15 protein-coding genes are annotated in these 14,434 nt (G+C 69.2%); 13 read left to right on the plus strand and 2 right to left on the minus strand.

Annotation, left to right across the window (positions count from 1 at the left end):
* The 9 genes from AC27VN_RS15340 to AC27VN_RS15380 all read left to right on the plus strand — a co-directional run.
* The coding region (locus tag AC27VN_RS15340) for a P1 family peptidase (RefSeq protein WP_490877067.1) at nucleotides 1–249 on the plus strand (249 nt) is incomplete at its 5' end.
* A gap of 25 nt (nucleotides 250–274) precedes the next feature.
* Nucleotides 275–1,096 (plus strand): M55 family metallopeptidase, encoded by an 822-nt coding sequence (locus tag AC27VN_RS15345; RefSeq protein ID WP_490877068.1) that lies wholly within the window; start codon nucleotides 275–277, stop codon nucleotides 1,094–1,096.
* Nucleotides 1,097–1,970: 874 nt separating this feature from the next.
* Nucleotides 1,971–3,749, plus strand: coding sequence for a nitrite/sulfite reductase (locus AC27VN_RS15350; protein ID WP_490877069.1), 1,779 nt, complete (start codon nucleotides 1,971–1,973; stop codon nucleotides 3,747–3,749).
* A complete protein-coding gene (locus AC27VN_RS15355) occupies nucleotides 3,746–4,141 on the plus strand; it encodes a DUF934 domain-containing protein (RefSeq protein WP_057596678.1) in 396 nt (131 codons plus the stop codon). The genes AC27VN_RS15350 and AC27VN_RS15355 overlap by 4 nt, the downstream gene beginning before the upstream one ends.
* Nucleotides 4,142–4,168: 27 nt before the next feature.
* Nucleotides 4,169–4,789 carry a phosphoadenosine phosphosulfate reductase domain-containing protein gene (locus AC27VN_RS15360; protein WP_093341456.1) on the plus strand — a complete coding sequence of 207 codons (621 nt, stop codon included), beginning with the start codon at nucleotides 4,169–4,171 and terminating at the stop codon, nucleotides 4,787–4,789.
* Nucleotides 4,790–4,830: 41 nt separating this feature from the next.
* Entirely contained in the window at nucleotides 4,831–5,772 is a 942-nt protein-coding gene (gene cysD, locus AC27VN_RS15365; RefSeq protein ID WP_093341455.1) for a sulfate adenylyltransferase subunit CysD, read from the plus strand.
* A 106-nt stretch (nucleotides 5,773–5,878) separates the two neighbouring features.
* Nucleotides 5,879–7,207 (plus strand): sulfate adenylyltransferase subunit 1, encoded by a 1,329-nt coding sequence (locus AC27VN_RS15370; RefSeq protein ID WP_093341453.1) that lies wholly within the window; start codon nucleotides 5,879–5,881, stop codon nucleotides 7,205–7,207.
* 42 nt (nucleotides 7,208–7,249) lie between these two features.
* Nucleotides 7,250–7,579, plus strand: coding sequence for a ferredoxin FdxA (fdxA, locus tag AC27VN_RS15375; protein ID WP_057596674.1), 330 nt, complete (start codon nucleotides 7,250–7,252; stop codon nucleotides 7,577–7,579).
* Entirely contained in the window at nucleotides 7,537–8,607 is a 1,071-nt protein-coding gene (locus tag AC27VN_RS15380) for an NAD(P)/FAD-dependent oxidoreductase (protein ID WP_490877070.1), read from the plus strand. Before fdxA ends, AC27VN_RS15380 begins: the two co-directional genes overlap by 43 nt.
* A gap of 7 nt (nucleotides 8,608–8,614) precedes the next feature.
* On the opposite strand, the gene AC27VN_RS15385 is transcribed toward AC27VN_RS15380, so the two are convergent.
* The gene (locus AC27VN_RS15385) at nucleotides 8,615–9,919 is read right to left on the minus strand and encodes an aspartate aminotransferase family protein (RefSeq protein WP_490877071.1); all 1,305 of its coding nucleotides are present in this window, start codon (nucleotides 9,917–9,919) and stop codon (nucleotides 8,615–8,617) included.
* Nucleotides 9,920–10,040: 121 nt separating this feature from the next.
* Here AC27VN_RS15385 and AC27VN_RS15390 point away from each other — a divergent pair, with 121 nt between their 5' ends.
* Complete coding sequence (locus AC27VN_RS15390) at nucleotides 10,041–10,790, plus strand: TetR/AcrR family transcriptional regulator (RefSeq protein ID WP_490877072.1); 750 nt, start codon at nucleotides 10,041–10,043, stop codon at nucleotides 10,788–10,790.
* Here the strand turns inward: AC27VN_RS15390 and AC27VN_RS15395 are convergent.
* Nucleotides 10,777–11,721, minus strand: coding sequence for a LysR family transcriptional regulator (locus AC27VN_RS15395; RefSeq protein ID WP_208509285.1), 945 nt, complete (start codon nucleotides 11,719–11,721; stop codon nucleotides 10,777–10,779). The genes AC27VN_RS15390 and AC27VN_RS15395 overlap by 14 nt on opposite strands.
* 85 nt (nucleotides 11,722–11,806) lie before the next feature.
* Here AC27VN_RS15395 and AC27VN_RS15400 point away from each other — a divergent pair, with 85 nt between their 5' ends.
* The 3 genes from AC27VN_RS15400 to AC27VN_RS15410 form a co-directional block, all read left to right on the plus strand.
* Nucleotides 11,807–12,808 carry a Bug family tripartite tricarboxylate transporter substrate binding protein gene (locus tag AC27VN_RS15400; RefSeq protein ID WP_490877073.1) on the plus strand — a complete coding sequence of 334 codons (1,002 nt, stop codon included), beginning with the start codon at nucleotides 11,807–11,809 and terminating at the stop codon, nucleotides 12,806–12,808.
* On the plus strand, nucleotides 12,805–14,037 hold the full coding sequence (locus AC27VN_RS15405) for a Rieske 2Fe-2S domain-containing protein (protein ID WP_490877074.1): 1,233 nt from the start codon (nucleotides 12,805–12,807) through the stop codon (nucleotides 14,035–14,037). The genes AC27VN_RS15400 and AC27VN_RS15405 overlap by 4 nt, the downstream gene beginning before the upstream one ends.
* A partial coding sequence (locus AC27VN_RS15410) for a ferredoxin reductase (RefSeq protein WP_490877075.1) occupies nucleotides 14,034–14,434 on the plus strand: 401 nt, incomplete at its 3' end. The genes AC27VN_RS15405 and AC27VN_RS15410, both read left to right, overlap by 4 nt.

Genomic DNA, 14,434 nt, shown 5'->3' on the forward strand with positions numbered 1-14,434 from the left:
GGGCACGGCAGCGGCGACATCGTGCTGGCCTTCTCGACCGCCTACACCGTGCCCGACCGGGCCGAGCGCGCGATGCCGGCCGTGGCGATGCTGCACGAGACGCAGCTCGACGGGCTGTTCCAGGCCGCGGCCGATGGGACCGAGCAGGCGATCCTGCATGCGCTGTGGCGGGCCGAGCCGGTGACCGGGCGCGACGGCAATCACCGTGCCGCGTTGGGCGAGTTGCTGTCCCCTTCTCTCTTTCTTTGATTTTTCTCTTTTGCCGGGTGCCCTCATGAAAGTGCTGATCTCCACCGATATCGAAGGCGTGGCGGGTGTCTATCACCCCGAGCAGACGCGGCAAGGCAATCCTGAGTACGAACGCGCTCGGCTGCTGATGGCGCAGGAAGCCAATGCGGCGATCGCGGGGGCCTTCGATGCGGGGGCGGACGAGGTGCTGGTGAACGACTCGCACGGGGGGTTTCGCAACATGCCGCCCGATGTGCTCGATCCTCGGGCTCGCGTGGTGCAAGGGAAGCCGCGGTATCTGAGCATGGTGGCGGGGGTGGAGGAAGACGGGGTCGAAGCGGTCTGCATGATCGGCTACCACTCGCGGGCGCAGGGGCGCGGGATCCTGGCGCACACGATCAACAGCTTTGCCTTTGCGGGCATCTCGCTCGGCGGGCAGGAATTGGGCGAGGCCGGGCTCTATGGGGCGCTGGCTGGGGAATATGGGGTGCCGGTGGTGATGGGCAGTGGGGACGATGTGTTCATTGCGGAGAACCGTGGCTTGTTTCCCCAGGCAGTGTTCGTGGAGACGAAGAAGGCTACGGGGAATACCAGTGGGGTTTCTTTGTCGCCTGAAAGGGCTCGTGAGGCGATTCGGGCTGGGGTTCAAGTCGCGCTGTCTTCGCGGGCCAAGGTTCTTCCGCTGGTGTTCGAAGGGCCGCAGACCGTGACTTTGAGGGCGCAGACTGCGGCGCTGGCGGATCTGTTTTGCCAGTGGCCGGGGTTTGAGCGGGTCGATGGGGTGACTCTTCGGTTTGTGGCTGCAGATGTCGAGAGTGCGGTTCGGATGTTGAACTGCTGCTCTGCCATGTCTTCAATGTTGCGGTGAGATCTGAGCTTTCTTTTCTCTGCCTAGGCCGTAGGCCGGGTCTCGCCCCGGCGGGCGACTTACTTTCTTTGTCTCGCCAAAGAAAGTAAGCAAAGAAAGGCGACCCCGCTGTCTGTGTCCCTTCGCTTCGCTACGGGCAACCTGCGGTGCTCGGAGAAAGCGGGGGTCCGCAGAACTCGCTGCACTTCGTTCCGCTCAGACAGCTGCGGCCCTTATCCCGCTTTCTCCTGCGCTCCTCGGCACAGCCAGAGGGGATGAGGGTCAACGCGCCATGGCGCGTCCTTGTGTGGTGAGTGCGCATGCATAGGCCCTGGATCTTTCACTGAGGCCGAGCGAAGCAAAGGCCCGAAGGGTCTGCCGGGCCGAGCATCGCGATGGCCCGAACCACTCCCCTCTGGCTGCGCCGAGGAGCGCAGCGTTTCGCGGATCAGGGCTCGCAGCTGTTTGAGCGAAGCGAGTTCTGCGAGACCCCGCGAAACGCGAGCACCGCAGGTTGCCCGTAGCGAAGCGGAGGGTCGCAGACAGTGGGGTCGCCTTTTCTTTGGTTACTTTCTTTTGGCGAGACAAAAGAAAGTAACTCGCCCGCCGGGGCGAAATCCCGGCCCCTGCCTCTGCAAGAGCAGAACGCCCCCAAAGAACCCCGCCCCCTGAAACCAACTCCCCACATTCCTAAAATCCACCCTGCACCCCGCACCCGCCCTTATCCAGAATAAGCATCCAACCGCCCGCAAACCCGCATGAACACTGGCGAATAAGCTTATCCGCATAAGGCGCGAACCAAAAAATAGTTTGGTTCCATAAGGCACGCTTTCAGAATCCCGGCTTCTTGCTGGCGCGCTGGACGCACCGCACTTCAAGACAAGACTCACGCACGATGTACCAATACACAGACTTCGACCGCCAGTTCGTTCATCAACGAGCCGCCCAATTCCGCGACCAGCTCGAGCGCTGGCAAAAGGGCCGCCTCCACGAAGACGAGTTCCGTCCCCTGCGGCTGCAGAACGGCTGGTACGTGCAGCGCTACGCCCCGATGCTGCGCGTGGCCGTGCCCTACGGCGAACTCTCGAGCCGGCAGGTGCGCGTGCTCGCGAAGATCGCCCGCGAGTACGACGAGCCCGAGGCCGAGGTCTACAAGAAGGCCATCGAGACCCAGGGCCAGCTCGGCAGCCAGAAGCTGCCCACCCACTACGCCCACTTCTCGACCCGCCAGAACGTCCAGTTCAACTGGATCCCGCTCGCCAAGTCGGCCGACGTGATGGACCTGCTGGCCTCGGTCGACATGCACGGCATCCAGACCAGCGGCAACTGCATCCGCAACATCACGAGCGACGAGCGCGCCGGCATCGCGATCGACGAGGTGGCCGATCCGCGCCCCTACGCCGAAATCATGCGCCAGTGGAGCACGCTGCATCCCGAGTTCGCGTTCCTGCCGCGCAAGTTCAAGATCGCGATCACGGGCGCCGACGAGGACCGCGCCGCCACGGGCTGGCACGACGTGGGCCTGAAGCTGGTGAAGAACGAGGCCGGCGAGATCGGCTTCCGCGTGCAGGTGGGTGGCGGCATGGGCCGCACGCCGATCGTGGGCACGGTGCTGCGCGAGTTCCTGCCTTGGCAGCAGATCATGAACTACCTCGAGGCCGTGATCCGGGTCTACAACCGCTACGGCCGCCGCGACAACATCTACAAGGCGCGCATCAAGATCCTGGTGAAGGCCGAAGGTCAGCGCTACATCGACGACGTCGATGCCGAGTACAAGCAGATCCTCGAGCACGACGGCGCGCCGCACACCATCACGCAGGAAGAGTTCGACCGCGTGGCCGCCTCCTTCGTGCCGCCGGAACTGGCCACCCGCGTGCTGCAGAGCGCCGAGAAGACCGACGCCGAGCTGCGCGCCCATGCCGCCGAGGACGTGCAGTTCGCACGCTGGCTCGCGCGCAACGTGGCGCCGCACAAGAACCCGGCCCTGCGCGCGGTCACGCTGTCGTTCAAGCGCCTGAAGCAGGCGCCCGGCGATGCCTCGGCCGACCAGCTCGACACGCTCGCGCAACTGGCCGACCGCTTCTCGGCCGGCGAAGCCCGCGTGACGCACGACCAGAACGTGGTGCTGCCCTGGGTGCACGCCGAAGACCTGCATGCGCTGTGGCTCGCCGCCCGCGCGGCCGGCTTCGCGAGCGCCAACGTGCACCTGCTGACCGACATGATCGCCTGCCCCGGCGGTGACTTCTGCGCGCTGGCCAATGCGCGCTCGATCCCGATCGCCGAGGCGATCACCGAGCGCTACCAGGACCTCGACGAGCTCGACGACATCGGCGAGATCGACCTGCACATCAGCGGCTGCATCAACTCCTGCGGCCACCACCACAGCGGCCACATCGGCATCCTGGGCGTCGACAAGGACGGCAAGGAGTGGTACCAGGTCACCCTCGGCGGTTCCGACGGCTCGGCCCTCAGCGGCGCGCCGCAGGCCGGCAAGGTGGTCGGCCCCTCGTTCTCGGCGGCCGAAGTGCCCGGCGTGATCGAGGCCGTGCTCACGACCTACCGCGACACCCGCGTGAACGGCGAGAACTTCATCGACACGCTGCGCCGCGTGGGACCCGACCCGTTCAAGGCCGCGGCCAACGGTGCGCGATTCAAGGTGGAGGAAGCAGCATGAACAAGACGCTCAACATCCTCGCGGCCGAAGAACACGTGGACGACGGCGACCCGAAGGTGCTGCAACTGGCGAACGACGCCGATCCGCTCGCGATCGAGGTCTGCCTGTCGGACATCGAACGCATCGACCTGCACTTCCCGAAGTTCACCGACGGCCGCGCCTACAGCCAGGCCTTCCTGCTGCGCCGCCGCCTGGGCTTCAAGGGCGACATCCGCGCTACCGGCGACGTGCTGATCGACCAGCTGGTGCAGATGGAACGCACCGGCTTCTCGAGCGCCGTGCTCAAGGAAGGCGTGGACGCCTCCGACGCGCAGCGCCAGTTCGACCGCTTCTCGGCCTTCTACCAGGGCGACGCGGTGCAGACCGCGCCGCACTTCGCGGCCGGCAATTGAGTTCCCACAGCAACGCTTGATTCATCCATGAGCATCGACCTCGCACGCATCAACACCGAACTCGGCCGCAACGCCGAAGGCCTGGTGGACTGGGCCATCGGCCTGGGCCAGAACGCGATCGTCACCACCAATTTCCGGCCCTTCGAGGCCGTGATCCTGCACATGGTGACGCGCGCCAAGCGTGACGTGCCGGTGATCTGGATGGACAACGGCTACAACACCGAGGCCACCTACCGCTTCGCCGACGAGGTGACCAAGCAGCTGGGCCTGGACCTGCACATCTACCTGCCGCGTCGCTCGCGCGCGCACCGCGAGGCGGTCGACGGCCCGACGCCGGCGCTCGACGATCCGCGCCACGCCGCCTTCACCGAGGAGGTGAAGCTCGAGCCCTTCGCGCGTGCCCTGCGCGAGACGGCGCCCAAGGTCTGGTTCACCGCGCTGCGCGCCACCGACACGGCCGTGCGCGCGCAGATGGAGCCGGTCAGCATCAACCCCGACGGCCTGATCAAGGTCGCGCCGCTGCTGCACTGGTCGTCCAAGGACCTCTACACCTACTGCGAGGCGCACGGCCTGCCGAACAACTTCGACTACGTGGACCCGACCAAGGGCGAGGACAACCGCGAATGCGGCCTGCACCTCTCGCATTGAACGCACGCTCCACCGACTCCGAATCTCCAGCGCCCCACCCGATGAACGCCCGTACCGAATCCGATCTGCTGCTGCCGCCGGCGCACCTGTCCAACACGCACCTCGATGCGCTGGAGGAAGAGACCATCTTCATCCTGCGCGAAGTGGCCGCGGCCTTCGAGCGCCCCGCGCTGCTGTTCTCGGGCGGCAAGGACTCGCTGGTGCTGCTGAAGTGCGCCGAGAAGGCCTTCGGCATCGGCCGCCTGCCCTATCCGCTGCTGATGATCGACACCGGCCACAACTTCCCCGAAGTGACCGACTACCGCGACCAGCGCGCCAAGGAACTGGGCGCCGAGCTGATCGTGCGCAGCGTCGAGGACTCGATGAAGCGCGGCACGGTGCGCCTTGCGCACCCGGGCGAATCGCGCAACGCGCACCAGTCGGTGACGCTGCTCGAGGCGATCGAGGAATTCCGTTTCGACGCGCTGATCGGCGGCGCGCGCCGCGATGAAGAGAAGGCCCGCGCCAAGGAGCGCATCTTCTCGCACCGCGACAGCTTCGGCCAATGGCAGCCCAAGGACCAGCGCCCCGAGCTCTGGACCCTGTTCAACACCCGCCTGGCACCGGGCGAGCACTTCCGCGTGTTCCCGATCTCGAACTGGACCGAGCTCGACGTCTGGCAGTACATCGAGCGCGAGCACGTCGGCCTGCCTTCGATCTACTACACGCACAAGCGCGAGGTGGTCGAGCGCCGCGGCCTGCTGGTGCCGGTGACCGAACTGACCCCGCCGCGCGACGGCGAAACCGTGCAGGTGCGCGACGTGCGCTTCCGCACCGTGGGCGACATCACGACCACCTGCCCGGTCGAGAGCCTCGCGGCCGACGCGGGCGACGTGGTGCTCGAGACGCTGTCGGTCGACGTCAGCGAACGCGGCGCCACCCGGATGGACGACATGACCTCCGAAGCTTCGATGGAAAAACGCAAGAAAGACGGTTATTTCTGACCCACCCCCGTCCCTCGCTCACTTCGTGTAGCTCGACTCCCCCCTCAAGGGGGCGACACCAGCGGCCCGGCAAAGCCGGTTCCGCGGTGTCTCCCGAAAGAAACCCATGACCGCCACCACGCTTCAACCCGAAATCACAGCCGACACCGGCACCGCGCTGCGCTTCATCACCTGCGGCTCGGTCGACGACGGCAAGAGCACGCTGATCGGCCGCCTGCTGGTCGACAGCAAGACCGTGCTGCAGGACCAGCTCGCTGGCGTGCAGCGCGGCGGCGAGACCGACCTCGCGCTGCTGACCGACGGCCTGTCGGCCGAGCGCGAGCAAGGCATCACGATCGACGTGGCCTACCGCTACTTCTCGACCGCCAAGCGCAAGTTCATCATCGGCGACGCGCCGGGCCACGAGCAGTACACGCGCAACATGGTGACGGCCGCCTCGGCCGCCGACGCCGCCGTGGTGCTGGTCGATGCCACCAAGCTGGCCTGGGCCGCCGAGGTGGAAGACGGCACCGTGGTCAAGCGCGAGCTGCTGCCGCAGACGCGCCGCCACACGCTGCTGACGCACCTGCTGCGCGTGCAGTCGATCGTGTTCGCGGTCAACAAGCTCGATGCCATCGCCGATGCCGGCCTGGCCTTCGAACGCATCTCGGCCGCGCTCAACGCCTTCGCCGAGGCCGCGGGCGTGCAGGTGGCCGCGATCGTGCCGATCTCGGCGCTCAAGGGCTGGAACGTGGCCACGCGCCATGCCGACTGGGTCGGCTACGAGGGCCCGAGCCTGCTCGAGCTGCTCGAACAGCTGCCGGTGACGGCGCAGGACGAATCCGTGCCCTTCGCCTTCCCGGTGCAGTGGGTCGAGAAGTTCTCGTCCTCGGCCGACACCTCGCAGGGCCGCCGCGTGTTCTGGGGCCGCGTGGCCTCGGGCCATGTCGAACCGGGCCAGCGCGTGACCGTGCTGCCGAGCAACCAGACCGCCACCGTGGCCCAGGTGCTGAGCCACGCGCGCCAGCCGAAGACCGTGCATGCGGGCCACAGCGCGGGCATCGTGCTCGACCGCGAGGTCGACGTGTCGCGCGGCGACTGGCTGCTGGCGCCCGAGGCCTTCGAGCCGGTGCGCGAGATCACCGCCACCGTGGCCTGGCTCGACGACGAGCCGCTGGTCGCGGGCCGCGTCTACTGGGCGCTGCAGGGGCATCGCTGGGTCAAGGCCAAGGTCGCGCGCATCGTCGATCGGGTCAACATCACCACGCTCGAATCCGAGCCCGCGACCCAGCTCGAGGCCAATGCCATCGGCGACGTGGTGCTGGCTCTGCAGCAGCCGCTGGCGGTGCTGCCGTTCACGCGCTCGCGCACGCTGGGCTCGCTGGTGCTGGTCGATACGGCCTCGCATCGCACCTCGGCGGCCGTGCTCGTGCAGCCGAGCGCCGCAAAGGCCTAAAATCAAGGGTTTTTCCCGACCACAGACCGCATACAACGCCAAATGACCCACGTCGTCTCCGAAGCCTGCATCCGTTGCAAATACACCGACTGCGTGGACGTTTGCCCCGTCGACTGCTTCCGCGAAGGTCCCAACATGCTGGTGATCGACCCGGACGAATGCATCGACTGCGCGGTCTGCATTCCCGAGTGCCCGGCCAACGCCATCTTCGCCGAGGAAGACCTGCCGGCCGACCAGATCGCCTTCATCAAGCTCAATGCCGAGCTGGCCCAGGCCGACGGCTGGAAGAGCATCACCAAGCGCAAGCCCGCCCTGCCCGACGCCGACGAGTGGAAGGACAAGACGGGCAAGATCTCGGAGCTGGTGCGCTGAGCCAGGCCCCCGCCCCCATCGAGACCGACGCCCTGATCATCGGCGCCGGCCCGGTGGGGCTGTTCCAGGCCTTCCAGCTCGGCCTGCTCGAGATCTCCTGCCACATCGTCGATGCGCTGCCCGCCGCGGGCGGCCAGTGCGTGGCGCTGTACGGCCACAAGCCGATCTACGACATCCCCGGCACGCCGGTGACCAGCGGGCGCGATCTCGCGCAGTCGCTGCTGGCGCAGGTGGCGCCGTTCAAGCCGGTCTTCCATTTCGGCGAGCAGGTCGCCACGCTCGAACGCCAGGCCGACCAGCGGCTGCTGCTGGGCACCTCGGCCGGCCGCCGCTTCCTCGCGAAGACGGTGTTCATCGCGGCCGGCGTCGGCGCCTTCGTGCCCAAGCGCATCGCGCTGGACGACATCGGCCGCTTCGAGGGCGAGTCGCTGTTCTATCACCCCGACTCGCTCGAGCGCTTCGCCGGCCAGGCCGTGGTGGTCAACGGCGGCGACGACACGGCGCTCGAAACCGCGATCGCGCTGACCGCCATCGCCAGGCAGGTCACGCTGGTGCACCGGCGCGACGGCTTCCAGGCCGACGAGGCCACGGTGGCCGCGATGCGCGCGCTGGTGGCCGAAGGCCGGCTGGGCTTCCAGGTCGGCCAGCCCAGCGGCTTCGACGGCCAGACGCTGCGCATCGCCACGCCCGATGCCAGCACGGTCGAGCTCCCGCTCGATGCGCTGGTCGCCTGCCTCGGCATCTCGCCGCGCCTCGGGCCGATCGCCGACTGGGGCTTCGAGCTCGAACGCAAGCAGGTGCCCGTCGACACCGAGAAGTACCAGACGCGCGAAGCGGGCGTGTTCGCGGTCGGCGACATCAACACCTACCCGGGCAAGAAGAAGCTGATCGTCTGCGGTTTCCACGAGGCCACGCTGGCCGCGTGGGGCGCCGCGGCGATCGTGTTCCCCGGCAAGGCGATCCCGCTGCAGTACACGACCACCAGCACCCGGCTGCACGAGCTGCTGGGCGTGGCCGGCAAGGCCTGAGCCGCGTTCAGCCCAGCGCGGGCAGCAGCGCGCGGTACTCGGCGATGAAGCCGCCGATGGCGGCCACGTAGCGCTCGATGTCGGCGTCGCCGAGCGGCAGCGACAGCACCACGAAGCCGCGCGGCGAGGTGTAGATGCCCGCGTTCAACAGGTGGAAGAACAGCAGCTGGCGCAGCCGCCCATCGACCGCCGCGAGATCGGCCACGCGCCGCACCTCGCCCTGCAAAAAATGCGCGTTCATCAGCGAGCCCACGCCCGTGAACTGCAGCGCCACGCCCTCCTTCGCGCCCAGCGCGTTGAGCCGCGCGCGCATCGCCTCGCCGCGCTCGGCCAGCGCGCCGGCCGCCTCGGGCGTGAACAGCTGCGTGAGGCCCGCCTGGCCGGCCGCCATGGTCATCACGTTGTTGTTGAAGGTGCCCGAGTGCGCGAGCGCGCCGGTGCGCGGGTCGAACTGCGCCATCACGTCGGCGCGGCCGCCGAAGGCGCCGAAGGACATGCCGCCACCGATGTACTTGCCCAGCGTCGTGAGGTCGGCGCGGATGCCCAGCTCGTTGGCCAGCCCGCGCGGGCCCAGGCGCGAGGTCATGACCTCGTCGAAGATCAGCAGCGCGCCGGCCGCCGTGGCTGCCTCGCGCAGTGCCCGCAGGAAGTCGGGCTGCCCCGGGATGCAGCCGGCCGCGCCCTGCATCGGCTCGACCAGCACGGCCGCGATCTCCGAAGCCTGCTCGGCGATGCGCGCGCGCGCCGTTTCGGCGTCGTTGTAGGGCAGCACGAGGAAATCGAAGGGCACGGTGGTGGGCAAGGGCTGGTCGCCGAAGCCCAGCACGCCGCCGTGGTAGCCGCCCGAGAACACCACGATGCGGCGCCGCCCCGTGAAGTGCAGCGCGGCCGTGAGCGCCATCAGGTTGGCCTCGGTGCCCGAGTTGGTGAAGCGCAGCTGCTCGACTTGCGGGAAGCGCTCGCGGATGGTCCGCGCCAGCCGGCCCTCGAGCAGGTTGTGGCCCGTGAGGTTGACGCCGCCCTGCATCGCCTCGATCACCGCCTCGCGGATCTCGGGCGCCGAGTGGCCGTAGACGCCGGCCGTGTACTCGGCGATGAAGTCGGCGTAGCGGTGGCCGTCGGCGTCCCACAGCGCGGCCCCCTCGCCGCGCGCGATGGTCAGCGGGAACGGCGCGTAGAACAGCACCGAGCGCGTGTTGCCGCCGGGCATGGACTCGGCATTGGCCTCGAACTGGCGCCGGCTGGCGGGGTTGGCCTCGGTGAAACGGCGGTGCGCCTCGGCCAGGGCGTGGTCGATGGGGGCAAGGGTCATGGCGGCTCCTGGAAAGGGTTGGACGGCTGGAATTGACGCTTGGCTCAGCGTTAATTGTTCGTTGCTCAATTTTTCGATGTTTATACAATCAATTCACCGACCGAACAATGGCACCCACCCGATGACCACCGCGCGCAAGAAAGCCGCTCCCCCGCCCCGCACCGCCGGCCGACCCGCGGGCGGCGCCGCGCTGACCAGGGGCCGGATCGCCGAGGTCGCGCTGGCGCTGATCGACGAGGCCGGCCTCGGCGCCTTCAGCCTGCGCGAGGTGGCGGCACGGCTCGGCGTCTATCCGGCCACGGTGCACTGGCACGTGAGCTCGCGCGAGGCGCTGCTGGCCGAGGTCGCGGCCACGGTCATGGCCGACGTGGCGCCGCCCGCCGATGCCGCGCAGCCGGGCTGGCAGGCCTGGATCGCCGAGCTGTTCCGCCGCTGCCGCGCGGCCGTGCGGCGCCATCCCAACGTCGCGCAGCTGCTGGGCGCGCAGCTGGTGTCCAACGGCAGCCTGCCGACCGCGCTGGTCGAGGGGGTGCTCACGGCGCTGACCGAGGCCGGCTTCGAGGGCGAGCCGCTGCGCGAGGCCTACAACTGCACGATCGCGGCGATGCTGGGCTTCCTCACGATGGAGTTCTCGCCGCTGCCCTCGGACAACACGCAGACCTGGGCCGAGGAGCTGCGCGAGCGCGTCCACACCATCCGCCCGCTCGACCACCCGGTGCTCTCGCGCAACCTGCCGCTGCTGGCCAACCGCGCCTTCATCGTGCGCTGGGACAACGGCAGCACGGTGCCGCTGGACAGCAGCTTCGAGCGCCACGTCCAGATGACCATCGACGGGCTCGAGGCCTTCGCGCGGCGCGTCAGGCCGACGTAGGCACGGGCATCGGCACCGCATCGGCCTCGCGCCCGATGCGCAGCAGCGCGTCCTTGAGCCACAGCACGCCGGCGTCGGAATTCGAGCGCCGGTTCCAGCACACGACCGAACGGTAGCCCTGCAGCTCGAAGGGCAGCGGATGCACCGCGAGCAGCGCGTCGAAGCGCGCGGCCACGCGCAGCGGCATCACCGCCACGTGGTCAGTCTGCGCCAGCAGGTCGACGATCTGGCCGAAGCTGGTCATGGCCACGCTCATGCTGCGCTGGCGGCCCTGGCGCGCGAGCACCTGGTCGATCAGGTCGTCGAGCGCCGAGCTGCCGTAGCCCAGGAACACGTGCGGCGCGGCGCAGAAGTCGTCGAGCGAGGCGGCCTCGCCCAGGGTCGGATGGCCGCGGCGCACCGCGACCACGTAGCGGTCCTCGTAGAGCAGCGCCGATTCGCAGTCGCTCGGCGGCTGCAGCCGCGGCAGCACGGCGACGTCGAAATCGCCCTTGCGCAGCCGCTCGGTCAGCGTGAGGAAGGAGCTGGTCTCCCAGTACAGCCGCACGCGCGAACCGCAGGCCACGAGCTCGTTGGCCAGCCGCGGCAGCAGCAGGTGGCTCGCGTAGTCGCCGCCCGAGATGCGGAAGATGCGCTGCGAATGCTCGGGCTGGAAGCGGTCGTCGGGCTCGAGCATGGCCGACAGGTCGGCCAGCACGCGCTCGACCTGGCCTGCGAGCGCCGTGGCGCGCGCGGTGGGCTGCACGCCGTGCGCGGTGCGCGTGAACAGCGGGTCGTCGAAGGTCTCGCGCAGCCGGTTGAGCGAGGCGCTCACCGCGGGCTGGCTCAGGAACAGGCGCGTCGCCGCGCGCGACACGCTGCGCTCGCGCATCAGCGCATCGAAGGTCCGCAGCATGCCGACGTCCAGGCTGCGGATATCACGTCGGGCCATATCTCATATCCAAAGCTTCGAATTGCCCGGGGCACGGGCGGTACTTATCGTCGGGTCCACAAGTACAGCACGACCTGGAGACACGATGAATCCGTTGCGACCCCAGCCGACGCGCCGACGCGCGCTCGGCCTTCTCGGCGCCGTCATGGCCGGCGCCGCCGGCCCGGCCTTCGCGCAGGCGAGCCCACCCAGCTTTCCCACCCGCGTGGTGCGCATCATCCCCTTCGGCTCGGGCGGCGGGCCGATGGACTCGATCGCGCGCATCTACGCCGAGAAGCTCAAGGCGCGCTGGAACCAGCCGGTCATCGTCGAGCCCCGGCCCGGCGCCAGCGGCACCATCGCGGCCGACGCGGTCGCCAAGGCGGCGCCCGATGGCTACACGATGCTGCTGACGCTGCCGCTCACGCACATCAACAACGTGGTGCTGCAGCCGCGGCTGCCCTACGACCCAGTGAAGGACTTCGAGCCGCTGTCGCAGCTCGCGACCGGCGGGCCGATGCTGATCGCGCGCGCCTCGGCGCCGTTCTCGAACGTGCGCGAGTTCGTCGCCTACGCCAAGGCGCACCGCGGCATCAGCTACGGCACCTGGGGCAACGGCTCGAACGCCCACCTGTTCGGCGAGCTGCTCGCGCGCCAGGCCGGCATCGACCTGATCCACGTGCCCTACAAGGCCGAGGCGGCCGCGCACAACGACCTGTTCGGCGAGGCGCTGGGCGTGGCCTGGGCCAACCCGGCCACCGCGCGCGGGCTGGCGCAGGCCGGCCGCATCAAGGTGCTGGGCATCACCGGCCGGCGCCGCGTGCGCTCGATGCCCGAGGTGCCGACCTTCGCCGAGCAGGGCTTCGCGGGCTTCGACCTCGACAGCTGGATCGGCGTCTACGCGCCCGCGAAGACGCCGCAGCCGGTGCTCGACGAATGGGTCGCCGCGCTGCAGGCGGTCACGCGCCAGCCCGACGTGCAGGAGCGGCTCGCCGGCTTCGGCTTCGAGCCGCTGGGCAGCACGCCGGCCGAGTTCCGCGCCGGCCAGAAAGCCGATTTCCCCCGTGTCGCGGACCTGATCAAGGCCGCAGGAGTCACCCCCGAATGAGCACCGTCCTTCCCCCCTCTTCTTCCTCTTCCGCGTCCGGCTGGCAGCCGGTCGCGTTCGACACCGGCACCGCCTACGGCCGCAAGTCGCCGAGCCACAAGGCCGAGCTGACCGAGGTTGGCGCCGGCACGCCGATGGGCGAGCTGCTGCGGCGCTACTGGCATCCGATCGGGCTGGCCGCCGATGCCACCGACACGCCGCGCCAGGTGCGCGTGCTCGGCGAGGACCTGATCCTGTTCCGCGACAAGGGCGGCCGGCCCGGCCTGGTGCACTGGCGCTGCGCCCACCGCGGCGCCTCGCTCTACTACGGCCGCGTGGAGGAAGGCGGCATCCGCTGCTGCTACCACGGCTGGATGTTCGACGTGCAGGGCCACTGCGTCGACCAGCCCTGCGAGCCCGAGGGCGGCGCGCGCACCCGTGGCCGCGTGCGCCAGCCCTGGTACCCGGTCGAGGAGCGCTACGGCCTGGTCTGGGCCTACCTCGGCCCGGCCGAGAAGAAGCCGGTGCTGCCGCGCTACGACTGCCTGGAGGTGCTCGACGAAGGCGAGACGCTCGAGGCCGACGACAACAGCATCGGCGGCGGCGGGCCGCGGATCATTCCCTGCAACTGGCTGCAGCACTACGAGAACGTGGCCGACCCCTTCCACGTGCCGGTGCTGCACGGCAGCTTCAGCGGCACCCAGTTCGTGGCGCTGATGGGCCAGATGCCCGAGGTGAACTTCGAGAGCACCGAGACCGGCGTGATGATCACCTCGATCCGCCGCCTCGAGGACGGCCGCGTGTTCCGCCGCGTGGCCGGGCCGGTGCTGCCGACCCTGCGCGTGGTGCCGAACCCGCGCGTGGCGGCCTATGGCCGGGTCGAGTCGATCGGCTGGGTGCTGCCGATCGACGACCACAGCTTCCGCATCTACACCGTGGGCCGGGTGAAGGAGCCCGGCGATCTCGCGCGGGTGCGCTCGCGCCTCAACGGCAAGCTGTGGGAGGAACTCAGCGAGGAGGAGCACCGCCGCTTTCCCGGCGACTACGAGGCGCAGGTGAGCCAGGGCGCGATCACCGCGCATTCGGAGGAGCACCTGGCGAGCTCCGACCGCGGCATCGTGATGCTGCGCCGGCTGCTGCTGCGCCAGCTCGACGCGCTGCGCGAGGGCCGCGACCCGGCCGGCGTGAGCTTCGATGCCGAAGCGCCGCCGGTGCGCTTCGAGGCCGGCAACTTCCTGCAGGGCGAATGAGCGCGGCCGTCGAACGCATCGCGGTGCGCGTCGCGCGCAAGACGATCGAGGCCGAGGGCATCGCGGGCTTCCGGCTCGAGGCGGCCGATGGCGGCGCGCTGCCGCCCTTCGAGGCCGGCGCGCACATCGAGGTGCTGCTGCCCGGCGGCCTGGTGCGGCCCTACTCGCTGTGCAACCCGCCCGCGCAAGCGCCCGGCCACTACGAGATCGGCGTGCTGCGCGAGGCGGCATCGCGCGGTGGCTCGCTCGCGCTGCACGAGGCGGTGGCCGAGGGCACGCTGCTGCAGGTCGGTACGCCGCGCAATCTGTTCGCGCTCGATGAGGGGGCCGATCACAGCCTGCTGCTGGCCGGTGGCATCGGCATCACGCCGCTGCTGGCGATGGCGCACCGCCTCGC

It is taken from the genome of Variovorax sp. 20P10.2.4 (assembly GCF_058244205.1).